General features: G+C 48.0%; 18 protein-coding genes and 1 pseudogene. 18 read left to right on the top strand and 1 reads right to left on the bottom strand.

Features of this window, described 5'->3' with window-relative positions:
- Positions 1–10: 10 nt before the first annotated feature.
- The 17 genes and pseudogenes from EH228_RS04410 to EH228_RS20135 form a co-directional block, all read left to right on the top strand.
- A pseudogene (locus EH228_RS04410) lies at positions 11–1,120 on the top strand (DUF2213 domain-containing protein); the annotation flags it as partial.
- A 102-nt stretch (positions 1,121–1,222) separates the two neighbouring features.
- Positions 1,223–1,651 (top strand): hypothetical protein, encoded by a 429-nt coding sequence (locus EH228_RS04405; RefSeq protein ID WP_152320471.1) that lies wholly within the window; start codon positions 1,223–1,225, stop codon positions 1,649–1,651.
- A 12-nt stretch (positions 1,652–1,663) separates the two neighbouring features.
- Complete coding sequence (locus EH228_RS04400; protein ID WP_152320470.1) at positions 1,664–2,755, top strand: major capsid protein; 1,092 nt, start codon at positions 1,664–1,666, stop codon at positions 2,753–2,755.
- A gap of 2 nt (positions 2,756–2,757) precedes the next feature.
- Complete coding sequence (locus EH228_RS04395; protein ID WP_152320469.1) at positions 2,758–3,132, top strand: DUF7370 family protein; 375 nt, start codon at positions 2,758–2,760, stop codon at positions 3,130–3,132.
- A gap of 175 nt (positions 3,133–3,307) precedes the next feature.
- Positions 3,308–3,658: a hypothetical protein gene (locus tag EH228_RS04390; protein WP_152320468.1), complete on the top strand. Its 351-nt coding sequence runs from the start codon at positions 3,308–3,310 to the stop codon at positions 3,656–3,658.
- A 1-nt stretch (position 3,659) separates the two neighbouring features.
- Positions 3,660–4,028 carry an HK97 gp10 family phage protein gene (locus EH228_RS04385; protein WP_152320467.1) on the top strand — a complete coding sequence of 123 codons (369 nt, stop codon included), beginning with the start codon at positions 3,660–3,662 and terminating at the stop codon, positions 4,026–4,028.
- On the top strand, positions 4,025–4,408 hold the full coding sequence (locus EH228_RS04380) for a phage tail termination protein (RefSeq protein WP_152320466.1): 384 nt from the start codon (positions 4,025–4,027) through the stop codon (positions 4,406–4,408). The genes EH228_RS04385 and EH228_RS04380 overlap by 4 nt, the downstream gene beginning before the upstream one ends.
- A gap of 67 nt (positions 4,409–4,475) precedes the next feature.
- Positions 4,476–5,234 carry an Ig-like domain-containing protein gene (locus EH228_RS04375; protein WP_152320465.1) on the top strand — a complete coding sequence of 253 codons (759 nt, stop codon included), beginning with the start codon at positions 4,476–4,478 and terminating at the stop codon, positions 5,232–5,234.
- A gap of 37 nt (positions 5,235–5,271) precedes the next feature.
- A complete protein-coding gene (locus tag EH228_RS04370) occupies positions 5,272–7,326 on the top strand; it encodes a glycosyltransferase family 2 protein (protein WP_193323267.1) in 2,055 nt (684 codons plus the stop codon).
- Entirely contained in the window at positions 7,323–7,904 is a 582-nt protein-coding gene (locus EH228_RS04365; protein WP_152320463.1) for a hypothetical protein, read from the top strand. Before EH228_RS04370 ends, EH228_RS04365 begins: the two co-directional genes overlap by 4 nt.
- A gap of 14 nt (positions 7,905–7,918) precedes the next feature.
- Positions 7,919–8,611 (top strand): DUF6246 family protein, encoded by a 693-nt coding sequence (locus EH228_RS04360; protein ID WP_152320462.1) that lies wholly within the window; start codon positions 7,919–7,921, stop codon positions 8,609–8,611.
- 38 nt (positions 8,612–8,649) lie between these two features.
- Positions 8,650–11,553, top strand: coding sequence for a tail protein (tape measure) (locus EH228_RS04355; RefSeq protein ID WP_152320461.1), 2,904 nt, complete (start codon positions 8,650–8,652; stop codon positions 11,551–11,553).
- On the top strand, positions 11,553–12,050 hold the full coding sequence (locus EH228_RS04350) for a hypothetical protein (RefSeq protein WP_152320460.1): 498 nt from the start codon (positions 11,553–11,555) through the stop codon (positions 12,048–12,050). Before EH228_RS04355 ends, EH228_RS04350 begins: the two co-directional genes overlap by 1 nt.
- Entirely contained in the window at positions 12,050–12,520 is a 471-nt protein-coding gene (locus EH228_RS04345; RefSeq protein WP_152320459.1) for a hypothetical protein, read from the top strand. The genes EH228_RS04350 and EH228_RS04345 overlap by 1 nt, the downstream gene beginning before the upstream one ends.
- Before the next feature lie 13 nt (positions 12,521–12,533).
- Positions 12,534–12,899, top strand: coding sequence for an NlpC/P60 family protein (locus EH228_RS04340; RefSeq protein ID WP_152320545.1), 366 nt, complete (start codon positions 12,534–12,536; stop codon positions 12,897–12,899).
- Positions 12,886–15,339, top strand: coding sequence for a host specificity factor TipJ family phage tail protein (locus EH228_RS04335; protein WP_152320458.1), 2,454 nt, complete (start codon positions 12,886–12,888; stop codon positions 15,337–15,339). The genes EH228_RS04340 and EH228_RS04335 overlap by 14 nt, the downstream gene beginning before the upstream one ends.
- 57 nt (positions 15,340–15,396) lie before the next feature.
- Positions 15,397–17,376 carry a tail fiber/spike domain-containing protein gene (locus EH228_RS20135; protein ID WP_193323266.1) on the top strand — a complete coding sequence of 660 codons (1,980 nt, stop codon included), beginning with the start codon at positions 15,397–15,399 and terminating at the stop codon, positions 17,374–17,376.
- A 42-nt stretch (positions 17,377–17,418) separates the two neighbouring features.
- On the opposite strand, the gene EH228_RS04325 is transcribed toward EH228_RS20135, so the two are convergent.
- The gene (locus EH228_RS04325) at positions 17,419–18,642 is read right to left on the bottom strand and encodes a rhamnan synthesis F family protein (protein WP_240116226.1); all 1,224 of its coding nucleotides are present in this window, start codon (positions 18,640–18,642) and stop codon (positions 17,419–17,421) included.
- A 101-nt stretch (positions 18,643–18,743) separates the two neighbouring features.
- Between EH228_RS04325 and EH228_RS20635 the strand changes: the two genes are divergently transcribed.
- Positions 18,744–18,875 (top strand): hypothetical protein, encoded by a 132-nt coding sequence (locus EH228_RS20635; protein ID WP_275065353.1) that lies wholly within the window; start codon positions 18,744–18,746, stop codon positions 18,873–18,875.
- Positions 18,876–19,382: the final 507 nt, after the last annotated feature.

Here is a 19,382-nt window from a genome sequence, read left to right as displayed (position 1 = left end):
AGGGCACAGCATGAAACGCAACTGCGTTAACGTGCTGTCGGTCATCAACTCCGCGTCAAATATCACAACTGAAACCATCAACGGCAGGCCACACATTGTGGTTCGCGGCGTTACGCCCGTTGTTGATGACATTGTGATGAACCGGAAACTGTACCCGGCAGCAGAAATAGAGAAAAGCTACAAAACGCTTGAGCGAAACCCGATGCCGCTTGGTCACCCGAAAGTGGACGGGAAACACATTTCAGCGCGGGATGTTCAGGCAGTAAATGAATACCACGTTGGAGCCTGGTTACAGAACGTCAATCATGCCAGTGGGAAAGTCACCGGTGATATGTACGTTGATCGCCGCTATGCAGAGGGGACAGAGAAGGGCAAGCGCCTGCTGACCCGCCTGGATGATATGGCGGCAGGAAAAAACGTCGAGCCCATCCATATCTCTACCGGCCTGCTGTATTCCGGCATTGCGGCCAATGGCGAGTCCAAGGGAAAAAAGTACGACGAAATCGCCACCAACATGAATTTTGACCACGTTGCCGTACTGCTGGACGAGCCAGGGGCAGGCACGCCAACTGAAGGCGTCGGCATTTTCGTTAATGCTGATGGCTCTGAACAGGAAATCGAAACGGTCAATCTGGCCGACTCCGAGAAACCTGATCCACAAGATCCCGCATTCAAATCATTTTTTAACCAGCTAAAGGCGTTTTTCAGCGCCAACAGCAATTCTGTCGAAGTCGAAGAGGAAACAAACCCGATGAAAGAACTCATCACAAACGCGCTGAAAGCTAAGGGCCAAGAGGTTGAAGGCAAGACCGACGCCGAGCTGATGGACGCATATAACCAGATGGTGGCCGATGATGCTAAGGCGAAAGCTGACGCTGATGAAAAGGCTAAGGAAGAAAAGGCGAAGAAAGAAAAAGAAGAGAAGGATAAGAAGGAAAAGGGTACGACTGTAAACAGTGAAGCGCCCGAATGGTTCACGCCTTTCGCCGATGAATTGAAATCATTGAAAAACAGCCTGGCAGTCAACGCTGATAAAGAAAAGGGTGAGAAACGCACCGCAGTCAAAGAGAAATTCAAAATGACTGACGTTGCCGTTAACGCTCTTGATGGCGAGGCACTGAACGAGCTGTATGCACAGTGCGCCACATCGCACGGACTGAATGGCGCATTCAACCATTCAGACAATAAAAATTCATTCTCAGACATGCCGGAGTAATCACTGATGGCCAGAGACGGAAAACACGTAATTCACGCGGGTGGTATTTTCGCTAATCCGCAACTGCACCGCGAGGGTGCCGCAGCCGCTGATACTCAGCCCGGTACTGTAGGCACGTTTGTAAACGGTTTATTCACCGCAGCCAGTGACGCCGATGTTGGCATTAAATATGTCGCTAACTTCGATTATCTGCGCTGCAAAACAGTCGATGACACTATCGCTGCTGGCGAATGGGTCGTTGCATTTCATCCGACCCCCGGCGTGTTCTTGAACATCCCAGCCGTAGCTGGCACGTACAACAAAGGCGATGCGCTATCTGTTGTAAATGGTCAGGTGGCCACTGGTGGCGGCGCTGATGCCCAGTTCTTTGTTGAAGAAAACGAAGAAACCGTAATTTCTACCGCTGGCGAACTGCTGCGCGTAGTGGTCAAGTAAGGAGATCGATTAATGTTTGTATTCTCAACTAAAAAGGCCACTGAGACCGGCAATCTCGCGGTTAACCAGGCTCAGTTTCGCGAACTGACTGCGGCGCGTAATGCCTCTGCTCAGGCCGTGGCTGATTTCATTGCACGTACACGCTGGCACGGTGCGGCTGAAAACACGCCTGAGCTGAACGCGGTTAATGCTATCGATGATATCCGCCGTCTGTATAAAGCATACGACCAGACAGTCCTGGCAGAATTTGAACCCAACACCGAGTTTACCCTGCTGAATGACCTGCTGCCGTTGTCCCGTTCTGTTCGCCTGGAAGAGTCTGTGTACGAGTACGCACGCACTGGTGGTCGCGGCTGGGCGCATACGTCAATGTCTGGTCAGATCGGTGCTGCGCTGGATGCCCGGTCGTACACATTTGACGGTACGATGGTGCCAATTCACGACAGCGGATTTAAATTTAACTGGCGTGATCCGGTGTTCAATAAGGGATCTGCTCTGTCATCACTGTCTGACGCTCAGACCAGTTCTACAAATGACGTTCGTCGGCAGTATGTTGACTACATCTGGAACGGCTTCCGTGACAGCGAGGGTAATTTCATCAAATTTGATGATTACACCTGGAAAGGATTGCGCGCTGATGAACGTGTGGCCCAGGTTACTCTGGCGCTGGATTTCACTACCAGCACAGACGTGGCCGCGATGCGATCTGAAGCTATCCGCCTGCGTGACATTCTGAAGCTGCAAAACTATCAGTACGGCAATCAGACCTGGTACGTTTCTGGTGAAATTCTGTCCAACATCGAAAAACTGTATTTTGATGTTAACCAGACCCGCACTGTGCTCGATGAAATGCTGAAACTGACCGGCATTGCTGCAATTAAGGAAGATTTCGAGCTGAAAGGTAACGAAATTCTGATTGTGCCATTGCAGGCAGGCGTTATCGCGCCAATCGTTGGTCAGGCATTCGGTACTGTTGCCGATCCTCGCCAGTTCTACAACAGCGATTACGTGTGGCGCACCTGGGGTGCCGCTGGCCTGATGGTCAAGCAGGATATCAACGGGCATTTCTCCGTTATCCACGCAACGACCGAATCAGGTAGCTAACAATGGCAGCCCAAATCACGATTGATGACGTAAAGGAACTCATGGCGGATCTGGGCTTCACTGTTCCTGACGCCATTCTGCAATTGCTGTTAGATCAGGTTAGCGCTGTGTCTGACTGCATGGACGGGGCCGGGTATTCAGAGAGTTTGCAAAAGCTCCTGCTTATCTACGCTGTGACGCGTCTTGCGGCCCTGTCTGGTGCTCGTAAGATTGCGTCTCAGTCTGCCCCGTCCGGCGCATCACGGTCGTTCACGTATGACAGTGCTGGCACCGATTACCTTTATGATCAGTTGCTGGCATGGGACACGAATGGATGCCTTGCTGACTTGCCGCTGTCCAGTGCGTCTGTCGGCTTCTTTGATGTTGTTGGGGGCTAACTGTGGCGTGGAATTCAGTTACTGAGCGATTACCTGCACCTCTCGAAAGGGTATGGGTGATGACCAGCACAGGGCGGCAGACGACCGGTTACCTGAAAACTAACGGCGAGTGGTTCCTGTTCTGCCGAAAAATAGCAGCAGAGAACCCCACTATCCTGAAGTGGAAGGAGTAGTCATGTCGTCATTAGCCAACTGGTCTTACACAGCCTCATGCACTATCTGGCGTCGCCTGGGCGATGATGAGCGGGGCGACTCGCTCGGATTCTCAGCACCAGAGCTAATCATGTGCGATTACGGCGGGGATGCTGCCGCGCGGATGGGCGAACTTGGCGTTGAGTTTGTCATCAAAAACACTCACTGGACTGAGTATGCGGACGCTAAAAAAGGCGATTACATTCTCATTGGTGAATCAGCAGAGGCCGATCCGCTGTCCGTTGATGGTGCCGACGAAATCATGCACATCATTCGCTATGCTGACACGTTTGAACGCACCGCAGACGACTATGCGCTGATAACGGGGGTGTGATATGGGCGTTAAGGTCAAGGGGGTTCGGCAGGCGCAGCAGAACCTGAACCGGCTGATTAACGATATTCAGGGGCGAAGAGTTGTGCGGGCTTTGCAATCCGCGTTGATTATTGGCTCATCACAGGCGGCAATCTACACACCAATCGATACATCAACGTTAATCAACAGTCAGTTCCGTGAAATAACAGAAAATGGAACGAGGATCACGGGGCGCGTGGGTTACTCAGCCAAATACGCAGTGTACGTCAACGATCCAAACATCCCACAAAATTTCCGGCGCTCTACTGCGCAGAAGGAATTTCTTCGATTGGGGTTTGAGGATTCTCGTGAAGCTATTGATGCAGCAATGAAAAAGGAACTCTCACTATGACACCAATGATGCACGAACGGGTCAGAGACCTTTTTGTTGATGCGGGTCTGTGTGATGGGTTTGTTGTTCAGACGCTTTACTGGAAAGATGCCGGGAAGAAACTGGATAAATTCATTGTATTCAGGCCTAACGGTGGCACAGCCATACGCGATGATCTCAGTTCAGAATATCACATTCTCGTTGATGTGGTGGGTGCTGTAGATAACAACAAAGACGTTGATGTGGCAGTCAATAACATTGTCGAATACGTTCAGAAATGGCCGCTCCCGAATGATTGCGTTGGGTTCATCGAAAATATGGGCAGCATTCCCGCGCCCGTACTCACATCAGAGGGCCGTCTCGTCTATCGGCTCCAGTTCGCCGTCACATTCGGCGAATAGCTAAACACCAATACCAATAAGGTCGCCAATCGGCGGCCTTTTTTATTACCTGAAAGAGGAAGAAATTATGCAGGGCTGTGCTAGCGATTTTGGCAAGCTGATCGGCAAAGTGGCCGTACTACGCATGGCTTTCGGCTGTGCTGATACTGTTCCGGCGCTCACTGAGTTTAAACGCCTGGGCGCAATGACAACGAAAGGGATTGACTTCTCAATGAACACCGTCAGCTCTGAAGCTGATGATGCCAAGGGGCTGGTTGAGAACCTGGTCAACAACATGGATTTTACCGTATCCGGCGAGGGTGAGTTCCGCAAATCGGACAAAGCAAATGAAGTGGGCGCGTGGCGACTGTCGAAATATATCTTTGACGAGGTTCAGGCGGGACGTCAGCCCACCCTGTGGGTTCGTTTCGATTTCGTGGGTGAGGATGCTGGGACCTATCTGATGGGGTATTTCAATACCACATCATGGTCGGGCGATTTCGGCACTAGTGACATTGCAACATTCTCTGGTGAATGGAAAGTTTACGACGCTGACACTGTAGTGTTTGAAGTTAATGACAGTATCGCGGCCACCGGCATCACCATAACGCCGGAAACCGCTTCAGTTGAAGTTGGCTCGGAAATCCAGTTGACCGCATCTGTTCAACCGCTCAACGCGACTGATCGCGATGTAGCGTGGACCAGTTCCGATGCGACTATTGCCGAAGTGACGACCGCCGGTCTGGTCATCGGTCGTAGTGCTGGCACAGCGACAGTCACTGCAACATCTGAGGATGGCGGCTTTACTGTAGCTAGCACCATTACAGTTACAGAGCAGGGTAGCTAATTCCGGGGCTTCGGCCCCTTTATTTTGAGAGATGCAAATGCAGGTCATCATTGATGGCGTCACTTATCATCCGGCAACACAGCAAACCCCACGCATCGGAATAGCAATCACAACGCACAACCGGCCTGACATGCTGAAAAAGGCATTAGCGGCATTTGCTGACCATAGTCCTGATAACAGCGAAATTGTCGTAGTTGATGATGGTAGCGATACGCCGGTAATGGTTCCCGATGGTATTAAGCTGATCCGCAACAACACAGCAACCGGTATTGCTGCTGCTAAAAACCGCTGCATTGAATCGCTGTTTGACGCGGGTTGCGATTACCTCTTTCTGTTTGACGATGACACGTGGCCATCCAGTGAAAATTGGTGGTTGCCGTACATCTCATCACCTGAGCCGCATCTAATGTATCTCTGGGGTAATGACGTCTATTTCCGTGAGAACGGGATACGTGCGCACGTCAGGCCAAAGGGCTGCATGCTGTACGTGACACGAAAGGCGGTTGATCGTGTGGGTGGCATGGATACCGAATTCGGCACATGGGGATTTGAACACGAATCATGGTCTGACCGAATTTTCAGCGCAGGGCTGACAACCTGTCGCTATGCGGACGTCGAAAATTCAGCCGGACTGTTTTATGCCAGCGATGAAAAAGGATCTGTACAGTCATCTGTTCCCGAACACGTCAGGCAGACGGCCAAACCTCAACTGGCTGAAGAGAAACGCAACAGTTCTGAATATATTCCGTTTCGCAGCGGAATTGTTGCAGGGAATAAACCTGGCGTTTCGCTGTCAATCCTGATCCCCTCAGTTCACACGCGCTGGGATAATTTCGCACAGAAAATCCAGGCTCAGATATTCAGGCAATATAACGAACTGGGTAAAACTGAGCAGGACAGGGTTGAAATCCTGTTCATCATGGATACCAAAACTATCCAGTTGGGCGACAAACGCAACGAAATGGTCAGGCTGGCAAAGGGCAAATATGTCGTATTCGTTGATGACGATGACCGCGTAGAGCCTGATTACATTACATCACTGCTGGCAGCCACTGCATCTGGCGCTGACGTCATTACGTTTCATGCGAAAGTGTCACTCGATGGCAATGCACCGTTGTTGTGCCGCTACTCGCTGAAATATGCAGAGGATGCGAATACCGGTAACGAATATCACCGCATCCCGAATCACATTTGTGCAGTAAAGCGCTCCATTGTCCTGCGTACGCCGTTCCCATCGAAACTATGCGGCGAGGATCGGGAGTATGCCAAAGACCTGCGTCCACTGCTACGCACTGAGCACGCTATTGATCGGGTTCTGTATCACTACGACTACAACCGTACAACGACAGAAACGCAACTATCTCAGCGCTATCAGACGCAGATAGTAAGACGCTCAAAGCCTCCGGTTGTCGATGTTGTCATGCTGTCGAAGGGCGACACAGAAGAACGCCGCGCAATGACGCAGCACGCTATCGATACATGTCGCGAGGGTGCCGGAGCGAATAACGTCAATATGATCGTGATTGAGCAGGCTGAAAACGTGCGCTATGCCGGTGCTGTGACTCTCTTCGAGGGACGGGAGTTTGCATATAACTCGTTTGCCAATCGCGGCATAAAAACCGGATACGCGCCGTGGGTTATGGTTGCTAACAACGATCTGGAGTTTATGCCCGGATGGTTAGATCAGTTACTGAAATTTCAGCACCCCGTCATGTCACCAGCCAGTCCAGGCGACAGCAGGCAGCAGGGCATCACGAAAAACGAAACCGGCACGGTTAACGGGAAACATTTCAGCGGCTGGTGCTTCATGCTCTCGCGGCAACTGTGGGAGAAGATCGGTGGGTTGGATGAGGATTTCCGCTACTGGTGCGCGGACGACTCGGTAATTGAACAGGTCAGGCTGGCTGGCGTATTGCCAATGCTGATCCCAACGTCACACGTTAAGCACCTGGTTTCAAAAACAGGCGGAACTGCATTACCCGACGAAATGACTTGGGGGCAGGTTCATCTGTTCGAACAGAAATACGGCATCAAAAAATTCGAGAACGACCAGCGATACACGGCATATAAAAAGAGGATGGGGATTGCATGATTAAATTCTGTGTCGTCGGCCATCACTCCCGTCGCAACATGGCAACTCGCCTGGCTGAATCACTGGACGCACTCACCCTCATTGATGAGGGTAACAACGGGGCCAACTGGAATCACCGTCGCGCCATTGGGTGGGCCAGTCAGCAGGATTGTAGGGTGGTTATCATTGAAGATGATGCGGTGCCAGTTGCTGGGTTTCGGGACAAAGCAGCAGCGTGGCTGGATCGGTTTCCTGATAATTTATGCTCTTTTTATCTCGGCACCGGCAGGCCGCCGCAGTATCAGATGCAGATAGCGCAAAAACTCATTGAGGCCGATAAACACCAATGGGATTGCATAACCATCCCCAGACTGATCCACGGAGTTTGCTACAGCGTACCGAAACATCGCATCAGTGATGTACTGACGAGGTGGGATAGCGGTAAAGCTGCTGATTTTGCTGTAGGCGATGCGTGCGGGGGTGACGTTATTTACCCATGCTATTCACTGGTAGATCACGCTGACATTTACACTGTTGAACGGCACCCTGACAGGGTTATAAGGGCAGAGCGCCGCCGTGCATGGCGGCTTGATATATAACACGGCGATACCAAATGACCCCATGCAAAGAGATCGGCGAATGCCTCATATCCCTCAAGGAAAATGATTATTTTTTCCGACCATCTTTCATCAATATGACGAAGATCGGAGAGCCAGCGCAGATTGTGCAGACGTTCTATGACCTGCATAATGACGACATGTCCGTGCTGATTAATGGGGCGATACAGGCATATGGCCGTATTCCTCAGTGGCTGATTGAGTACATTTCCCGCCCACAATCCAGTAAACAGGCCGTGTACGCAGCAATGAACACGATGATGGCATGCTGTGACGACGACATAACGCCGTTAATTGGTGAATTGTTGCCTGGCAAAACGGGTAAATGGGCCTTTGTTTACCGACACGGAAAAATGCCACTGGCTGACATAGTGCTGGTAGCGCAGTCACTCATCCAGCACGGGATCATCGGTAAAGCGAAAGTGCGAAAACTTCAGCGCCACGAGACGCAGCAGGCCACCAGCGAGTTCAATGCATTTGAGTATATCAGTGCGGCCAGAAATCATTTCAGCATGCCACGCAGTGAGGCAGAGCAACTAACAATGACAGAATTTCAGATGTTACTGGCAGCGAAATACCCGGATCAGAAGGGATTCACTCGCGAGGAGTTTGACGCCGTGATGGATGAGGATGAACGCCGCTGGCAGGCCATGCTGGATCAGGACAAGAAGAAAATTAAATCACAGTAAACCGCCAGAAGGCGGTTTTTTTATGCCCGGAGATCAATATGGCAGGTGAGCAGAATGTAGGGAGCATCGTCTATGACATCAGCGCCGATGTGTCAGCCCTGCTGCAGGGAAGTAAGGAGGCCCAAAAAGCGCTAAGCGATCTGGACTCCAGCGCTCAGAAATCAGGTAAAGGATTGGGTTCTCTCGATCAAAATGCTGACTCTGCTGGTGATTCGCTAAATACCCTTAATACGTATTCAAAATCCATTGACGGATCGCTGAATAAGCTAAACACCACGGTAAGCGGTATTGCAAAAGCCATGCTGGATGCAAAATCAGGCACAAGCGGGGCCGGTTCTGAATTCAGCCGTGCTGAAGGAATTATTGAATCACTGGGTAACCAGTTAGCCATTCTGGAAGAAGCGGAGCAGGAATCAGCCCGCAGCGCCGCAATACTCGCCGCTCAGTTGCGGGCCGGATCTGCCGCTACAGATGAAGAAAAGAAAAAAATAGCTGAACTAACTGGCCGTCTTTATGACATGAAAAACGGCGCAGAGGCAGGAGGGAAAAGCACTGGTGCGTGGAAGGGTAAAATGCAGCAGGCAGGCTACCAGGTGCAGGACTTCATCGTACAAGTTCAGGGAGGGCAATCGGCGCTTGTCGCATTCAGTCAACAGGGATCACAACTGGCGGGTGCATTCGGCCCTGGCGGCGCAATTGTCGGATCAATCATTGCACTGGGTTCAATCGTCGCTGGCACGTTGATTACATCGCTAAACGGCGGTAAAAACGCAATGGATGCGCTGTCCGATGCTGCTGATGCGATGGATAAAGTGATCACCATTTCACAGAATGGCGTGGCGGCACTTTCCAATAAATATGCAAACCTTGCCCGCGTAAATGGTGAGGTGGCCACTCTGATGCGCAACCAAGCGCTGCTTGAGTACAATCAGGCCATAGCTAAAATACCGAAGGCGATCAGCGATGCGTCAGCCTCATTTATCTCTTTTAAAGATAATATCATTTCTGCAATGGGCGGCGGCTATGCCAGCGTCAAATTGTTTGGTGATGGGCTTGATGCGTTAAACATCACCACAAATGATTATAACACTGCAATAAAGCAGGCTTATGGCGCTGGCCAGGCGTTTTCTGCAACAGCAAACTCGATCAGTAATACCGTTGGCGTTCTGGCTGACAAATTCGGGATCAGTCAGCAGCAGGCGTATGAACTTGCGAAACAGTTATCAGCCATCAACAGTAATCCGTCACCTGAAGCCATTCAGGCCCTGGCGTTGCAGCTACAAAATATGACCTCGTCCACAAAGGATGGACAGGCGCAGATAACAAGCCTCGTTGGGACTCTGGTTAATCTGGCGCGTGAGGCTGCAAATGCAAAATTCAATGTTGATAGTCTGAAAGCGTCAACAGACAACCTGACGGACGGACAAAAGAACCTGCTCAAACAGTCAGAGCGCAATCTCGCGCTGTCTAAATTGCAGGGCGAAGCTAGAGCAAAATTGCAAGCTCAGTATGCTGCTGAAGATGCAGGTCTGTCGAAAGATGACCCGCACACTAAACAGATGGAATCTGACGCGGCGGCGACATACCAGAACACGCAGGCGCAGAAGACGCTAAAAACTGAGCAGAAGGCAGGCGCTACTCAGGCAGAAAATATTGCGCAGAAACTGGCTAATCTGAAAAATCAGGCAGACCTGTCCGCTGACTCTACGCAAAACCTGAGCCGTCAACAAACGATCCTCAATGCCCAACAGTCATTAGGAAAAGGGGCGACGCAGGCGCAGATCGCACTTGCCGGTCAGTATGCAGCTAAGAAATGGGATACGGCTAATGCCCTGAAAGCACAGGCAGCGGCTGAAAAGCTCCTGCCTGAGAACAAAGAGAACACCAGCTATCAGCAGGATGTTCAGGATTTAAATACTGCGTTTTCCGCTCAGAAAATAAGTCAGGAGCAGTACAACAAAACGTCTGAACGATTAGAGCAGCAGCATCAAGCTAATCTGGCAAAGATCCGCGCTGATGCAGTTGTAACGCCTCAGCAGGAGGCGGCTGGGAATGTTGATCCGGTCCAGCAGCTAGCTAATGAGAATGCGCAAAAACTGGCGCTTATCCAGCAGTACACGCAGCAGAAAGTTATCACTGAGCAAAACGGTCTGGCTCTGATGAATGCTGCCAACACCGCGTATGAAAAAGCGCGGACAGATGCGCAGTGGGCGATACTGAGTCAGCAGAGTCTGGGCTACGACATGTTGACCAGTGCTGTAGACTCATTTGCCGGTAATGCATCAAACGCATTAACAGGGTTACTGACCGGAACAATGAGCCTCAGCGATGCAATGCGCTCTCTCGGGAACACAGTCCTCAACAGCGTGATCAACTCTATCGTGCAGATGGGTGTTGAGTATGCGAAAAACCTCATCATCCAGCAAACAGCAGGAAGTGCAGCAGTGGCCGCATCATCAGCGCAGGCGCTTGTTGCTAGTGCTGCATGGGCGACTCCTGCGGCACTGGCTGCAACGGCTACGCTCGGTGGTGCGGCGGTGACGGGTGGTGCCGCTTTGGCGTCTACCGTTGCTGGTGCGCAGGCGCTGGCGCTGGCTGGTGCTCGTAAAAATGGTGGTGCCGTATCATCCGGTTCCCTGTATCAGGTTGGGGAGGGTAACGCGCCGGAGATTTATAAAGCGTCAAATGGCAGCCAGTACATGATCCCCGGTGATAACGGGTCAGTCATCAGCAATAAAGACATTTCCGGCAGCGGCAGTATCAGCATTGCGATGAATGTCCAGAACTACAGCAGTTCAAACGTTGATGCGCAGGCCACGTCAGACGGAAACGGAGGGGTGACTATCGATATGATAATTGCAGACCTGACGAACGGCGGTTCTATCAGCCAGGGCATAACCAGTAATTTCAATGTTAAACGCACACCGAGAGGCCAGAGCTAATGGCGATCATTGATTACCCTGACTGGCTCCCTCTCGCTCAAAAAACCAGTAAAAGCATGACGCTGGATACTGGATTTCAGACAGATCAACCGGCTGTTGGTCCGGCTATTTTCCAGAGTATGACGGATGATTTAAAGGTTACCTGGTCGCTGACATGGATATTCACGCTGGCACAGGAACGTGCGTTTCTACAGTGGCTGCGCAGCGAGAACTATCTCAACAAAGGGGTTAACTGGTTTCGTATGCCGGTCAACCTGGGTGGTGCAGGGTTGCAGGTGCAGGAACTGCATTTCACACAAATGCCGGTACAGACGAATATCAGCGGGGGGATCGTCACGTGGACTGGTACGGTCATCGCAAATCATCTCTATAACCCTGATGATGATTATGACGACATTATTGTTGAACTGCCGCCGCCTTGGGCGAGCTGGCTGGATATCATTGTGACGGGATACGACGATGGCCGTGATCCTGAATCTTTACCGAGGGTTCCCTGATGCCAACATTTCGCGAATACCGGCAGCAGAGGCCGACACGCGGACTCTATGACACACTGACCTTTTATCATTCATCATTCGGCTATGTTCGCTTGGTAGATAAACAGTTTTTCTCCAAAACGCTGGGCGGTGAGGTTTATACGCCGTCTCGGTTTGAGATTGACGAGAGCCAGCAGAGCGGTACGCCGATTATCGATGCGACAGTAAAACTTGGCCGCCTGGCGACCGATGTTAAAACGTTACTCAAAAAATGGACCGGTGCGGCGCGTTTAGAATCAATAACTGGCACGCGGCAAATATTCGATACGGCAGACATATCCACACCGATAAAATCTTGGACGCTGTACGTCAAAACTGTCGATATGAACGCGTCCGATGTTTCACTGACTCTGTCTGTCACTAACCCCCTCAACAATAATATTGGCCGGCTATATGACCCTGTCGAATACCCTGGATTGCAGGACCTCTGATTTTATTAAACGCATGATCGGCGTGCCGTGGTCTGACCGGGCGTGTTCATTCGATAAGGTGGATTGCTGGGGTTTGGTGGTTTTGTTCTACCGGCACGTACTGGATATTGAACTCCACCATACAGCGGACTACGAGGCCGGTCGGGATTTTTTGACCTGCTATGAGGGTGATGTGGTGTTCTGGGAGCAAGTGGTAAAACCCATCAATAACGGGATATTCGTTGGCTATACAGGCTCAATGCCAGCCCATGTTGGTCTGACTGTTGATCGCAAAGCGCTGCACAGTCGCGGCGAGGGCGGCGGCGTGCGAATGGATTCACTGCTCGTTATTGAGCGTGCATTTTCAAAACTGGAGTTTTATCAATATGCCACTGATTGAGGTCCAGCGTTTCGCCGGAACGCAGAAAGAAAAACACAGGGTGCCAGCAGGCACCTTTTTTTATGCCTGGCTGACAGAGCAGAACCTACACCGTGATATAAGAATATCAGTCAATGGCGTTGATTTAACAGATGATGATGAACTGAATTTCGTCATGAACGAAACGGATCACGTTGTCATTTTCGACCAGCCAAAAGGAGTTATTGGCGATATTCTCAGCCCCATTTTTAAAGTTGTCGGACAGGTTTTCGCATTCCTGGTGCCGAAAACCTCCATTTCCAACACCGGCGATAACAGCATTGACTCGCCGAATAATAAACTGACAGGTCAGACAAATACCGCCAGGCTATATCAGGCTAAACCTGACATTTACGGACAGATCCGGTCTTTTCCTGATTTAATACAGGAATCTGTTTTCGAATATGTTGACAACCTTAAATATGTCACTGAGTTTATGTGTGTCGGGATCGGAGAATACAGTTACTCATCAATACGCTATTCAGAATCAAATTTGGGAGCAATGTCGGGGGCTGAATATCAGATTTATAAACCCGGAGAAACGATAGACGTTATTTATGAGGGATATGGATTTGATGATGTGGACGGTCAGGAGGTCCCCGGCCAGAATGAGAGCGACAGTTATCCAATAGAGACTGCAACATCAAATAACGTTGTTAGCGGATCGTATGCTGGTGGACAGATTTCAGTGAAAATACTGAAAGACTCCACATTCGACTATTTCATGTCTCTAGCCTTGCCTCACTCCGTTACATTCACAATAAACGTAACATATGCCACAGCGTCAGGGAATGTAACGACTGATGCTACTTTTTCAGGCACATTAATATCTGCGGAAGAAAGTGATGATGGAGCAGTCATAGACCCGACAGAATACTACACATTTATCATGGGTAGCCTGCTGGGGGATGGGACTGTTCCAGAGTCTGCAACCATCAATAGTTCACCGTTCACACTCAATGATAACGAAGCGCTTGTCATCGGGCCCGTATTTTCACCGATAGAGTCATCACAGTTATGGATACATACCCAGTCATCGCTGGGCGGGAACACGGAAACAAACTGGCGGGTTACGCTCTGGCAGGTCGACGATGACAATAATCAGATCGCCGGAACAACACAGGTGTTCACGTACCGGCAGACAACCCCCCATGATTCAACCAGCGAGGTTTTTTACCGCACAGATAAAATAACCCCAACAGGAGGGTATGGGCGTTACGCTATTTCATTCCAGCGTACTGATAACTCATCTGATGCCAGCATACTTAAAGTGGAAGAAATCCACGCTATCAATCCTCGTACAAACGTGGTTCACGCTACTGACACACTGGTGAGGGTAAAAGTCCGGGCTACGGAGAACGCGCTGGGGAGTCGTGAGCGTAAATATAATTTACTGGTCACTCGGCACACTATCAGTTACGACCCGGACACCCAGACGATTGACTATAACCTGCGGGCATCCAGATCGTTCGCTGACGCGGTGGCTCACACATGGTTGATTATGGGGGAGCAGGCAGAGTCAACAATCGATTTGTATCAGTTGTACTCTATTGCTGAGTCATTACCCGATGAGCAGTTGGGTTATTTTGACTACACGTTTGATAATGAGGACGATTCTCTGGGTGACCGGGTGCAGGCGATCTGCAATGCGGCCAGCGTTATCGCGTATTGGGATGACGGTGTACTGACGTTCACCCGCGATCAAAAAGTGGATTACCCGGCAGCGGTATTTAACCGGGCAAACATGCTGACAGATGAGTACAAAATCAGCTACGAGGCAACACTGCCAGGAGGCTATGACGGAATCCAGACCAGCTATGTTCATCCGACGACCAACGACAAAACATACGTAAATTATCGCGTGCTGAACGGTCAGATCGTCGAGCAGGAGGCATCAAATCCGAACAAAATGGATATTGTTGGTTTCCGCAATGAATATCAGGCGAAAGAAAGGGCATTGCGGGAAACAAAACGACTTCTTTATTCACGAATAAAGATGAATGCCAAAGTTTTTGAGGATGGAATTATTCAGTGTGGCAGCGTTATTCAGATGCCTGATATTTACGATTATAACCAGCAGCAGGGTTATATAGTTAGTCGTGATAATAATACGTTCTCAACGAGTGAGCCGATTAATTTTGACGGGGATATGTATGTTGTTGTTACAGACAATACAGGAAACCCAACACAACGAATAAGAGCATATCAACGTGATGATTCAAATTTTGGCTTTGTTGCCGAGGTTCCTGATATTGAATTGAATATATGGGATGGTGGCGATGTTCAGTTACCGTCAAGATACATCATTGCAACATCCGACGACCTTGATTCTATGCTATGGACGGTCAGCAGTATAAAACCGAATTCAGACGGAACGGTTTCATTAACTCTGGCTGAGTACAGCGATTTAATTTACTCATAAACCACCTGACAAACATCAAGAGCCAGCCTTAGCGCTGGCTTTTTTATGGAAAAATATATGGCTACCACACCAACCAGCAATGCAGTACCATCCGAATCACCCCGCGATCTTAAATTTAATGCAGGTAAGATAGATGAATTTGTAACATCAACAGAACAGCAATATATCGACCGATTTGGTAATGCTCACTACACCATTGAAGGGCTTAGATATACTGCACAACAGGCAATTGCCAGTTTCGGCTGGATAGTTGTTAAATCTTTTCAGGATGGCGCGACGCTGACACTTCCCAATGAAGTTCTTTATGATGAAGGGAGCGGAGAATATTACAGATGGGATGGTGAACTGCCAAAAGTTGTACCAGCAGGGTCAACCCCTGAAACGAGTGGAGGAATAGGGACGGGAGCATGGATTTCTACAGGTGATGCAACATTAAGATCGAGTATAGGTTACAATTTTCTTGGGAAAGTTTCTTCATGGAATGCGCTTAGCGAATTAACTCCAACTGAAGCGGGAGTTAAAGTCATTCTTGATTCATATTATGAAGGCGGCAATAAGGGAGGTGGAATTTTTGTTTCTGTGGCTGGGGCAGGGACAGATAACGGAGGTACTATTTGCGTTCCAAACGCCAGCACAACCTTTTACTGGCAGCGAGTTGATGCGAATAACATAACACCCTACATGTTTGGTGCATATGGTGATGGAACAACAGAAGATGGGGTGTATTTTAGTAAAGCCCTGGCTGCCCACTCAAAACTTTTTGTACCACGCGGAGATATATTTTATATAAATACGACAGTAACAAATGGTGAAACTCAGAACAGATATAAATTAGGAGGATTTGAGATTGATTCTGATGGAGCAGAATTGCATTTAGGAGAGTCTGGTTCTGTAGCCATTCTGGCTAGTGGTAGTTATATCAGCGGATTGAAGTTGATCCCAGTGGCATCAGGAGTAACAACTGCAATATCGGTGGGTGATCTTTCAGGTGAGCCTGTTGAACACTGGGGTATTATAAATTGTTTTATTGGTAGTTATGAAAATTCCGCTACTAACTATTTCTCCACTGCAATATCACTTAAAAATGCATGGTATGGAACGATATCAGGTAATGATATTATGAATGTACCAGCCTATGTCGGTCAGTTTGGTACTGGGATAATCGCTACCAGTTCAGTAAATATCAGCATTACACGAAATACAATAATGAGTTTTTCTGTTGGTGTTGAGTGGTCTTCTGATAATACAGTAGGTAATCATTGCGAGGGCTGGATGATTAGCAATAATACAATTATTGCCTGTACTCAAGCCGCTATTTTCCCCGCCGGACTTTTTGTAACATTAGATGGTAATATTATAGATATTATACTTGGTACTGGCGTGGCAATTAGTTCTGATGTAGACGCTCTTGTTATAGCTAATAACTGGATTAGTGTTGCTGGTAATGCAATAACATCATCAGGAGATAATGCAACAATAACAGGCAATCAAATTTACGGAAATCTACAAAACACAGGTACATCAACCTCATACGCTATTAATATCACAGGCGGGATAGAGGGTATGATTTCAAACAATAACGCTCGTGGTTTTGATGGTTTTCTCGATGGGAACAGTACTGAAATATCGTACTGGACAATAACAGAAAATACCATTCGTGATATGACGACAGCGTTCTCTGACCTGTCATACTTTACCTACAGTACGTATTTAGACAATATTCACAGAGGGACAGTTACCGATTCATCATTTTCAACTCCAGCAACATCGTATGTTGAACGAGGTAAATTTAGAATATCCAATACAGTAAGTGCAGTGTCTTCAAGTAGTGGTTCGTATTCAGTTACCATTCCTGCCGGTGTGTTTGCAGAAACTCCTATGTGGGGGCGAGCAATGCCAATAAATGTTAGTGCTGATTATATTCTGTCGTATTCGCCAAGTGAGAGCACGGCGACATCAGCTAAATTTTATGTGCGCAATGTGACCGGATCTAATATTGCAGCATTTGCGTGTCAATTTGAATTTTCTGGCGAATAATAATAGCCCACCTTTCGGTGGGCGCTTTCCCGTCTTCGTTTTTTATATATAACCATACACGAAACTTATTTTTTTAAATCCGCGAAGTGTTTTTTCTCCGTAATCTCTTGAAGAGAATAATTCTGAAAAAACTTCATAATCCTTTTCATTAAGATGTTCTTTTATCCTCAGTAAATCGCCTCGGCCAGCCATTCCTCGATAAATAAGATCTAGCTTAATTATGGGGAGTCCAATCATTATCATGGAAACACAATTAAGATGTATTTGTGAACCCTCCAGAAAAACCTCAAGGCATTTGCTTTTTATATTATTTAGAACCTCCGTACCAAATGGTAGGGATTCGAAATTGCATGATTTAACAAATTTAAAAAAATCAATATCGTTATAATTGAACTTTTCCCATTCAATTTCTACTCCTGATATTTCTTCATAATGCTTTTTAAAAAAATCTCTTATTAAGCGTGATGAAAAAAATACATCATTAGATGAAAAAGCAATCTTACCGAACCCCTGTAAAGTTCCCCATCTAAGGCTTTTTATATACTCAACAAGAAAATCACGATCTTTTAGCTTTTTATCGAGCATTGTGTAGCTATATTCTGCAACAACTTCAGTTCCTGATATTTTCTTAAGGGTATTCGTCAGTCCCATTTCCCCATTTTTTATAATTCGAGGACGAACATTGTTCTTTTTATACTTTTCCCAAAAGTCTACAAACCGCTGATCGCGTGCAACTTTTCCAGCAATAGATACACAGAACGATCCTATGTGGTGCGAGATTTCGAAATTCTCGGTAGCCCCTGATGCGTCTTTATCAGTGCTAAACATAGTATCTATGAAATCAGATAGATTAGTTGATGAATAGTAAACGCTGTCATTAACCATCAGTATTCTGTCTGACTTTTCGTGTATGTCATTATTAAATATGTACCTGAATCCATCCTGATAACTACCAAAATCACGACCGAAATTATCTCTTTCTATGTACACATCAATAATGTCTGAGTAGCGCTCTGGATCAGAAAGTCGTTGTGTGTTTACACCCACAACAAAAATACCTTTCTGCTTACATATTCTTAGGAAATTAACGACATCATAACGAAGATCTTTCTTTTCGTAGAGGGCAATCAGGACAACCCTACCCCCACAGAACCACTGTCGGAATATGATTTTGGTAAATCTCGGGCATCTGATGCCGTCAACTACTGAACGTACAGAATAGATGATATTTAGCAGTGTGTTTTTATTTATGAGAAAATGCAGCATTGACACTTTGTAGTCTCTTCGGTATGTGGGGGCAAAAGGAGAATATTCCTGGCCGTGCAACAAATCAATATGTTTGAAATGATTTCGTCAGGATTGTGATCATGAAGGGACAGACGGAACAGTGGCGCTACCAAACTCGCCAGATGCATAGCAATCAGCCCGGTTCGCCGGGCTGTTCAGTGGGACAGATTTGGGACAGCTATGGAAAGGTTGGGATCGGTACCTTTCCGTAACTTTCCGCATGTTGGGACGTGTGAGCGAGGCTTAATGCGGTAAGTGGTTGTGTTAAAATGTCATTCTTAGAATTCGTAATGCGAAGGTCGTAGGTTCGACTCCTATTATCGGCACCATTTTTTCTAGTAAAATCATCTGTTTACTGTTGCATTGTTTTGCTTTTCTTAACACGAATGTGCATTTTTGCGCGTTGTGAGTGTGGCAAAATTGTGGCATGTACAGTGAGATTGTTTGTGGCTCAATGCAAGGGTATGCTAATAGCATGTGTTACCTTGTAGCTCCCGCCTATCTTTTCTTTTGAGCAATATTACTACTTTGATGGCTTCTGGTTACGGATGTTGTCAGTCCAGTTCACTGCCAGCACAGTTTGGTCTAAAGGATGTTACTACAACAACCTACACAGGCATTCAAACACGTTTAGTCTTCCATTTGGGTATTTGCATTCACTTGAGTAACCGAACGGTGAACTCGCATTGCGTGGTAAATATAATTGATTAAGCTGACGG

The sequence above is a fragment of the Erwinia endophytica genome (genome assembly GCF_009295515.1).
Lineage (GTDB): Bacteria > Pseudomonadota > Gammaproteobacteria > Enterobacterales > Enterobacteriaceae > Erwinia > Erwinia endophytica.
This window is presented reverse-complemented; position numbering and strand designations above follow the sequence as displayed.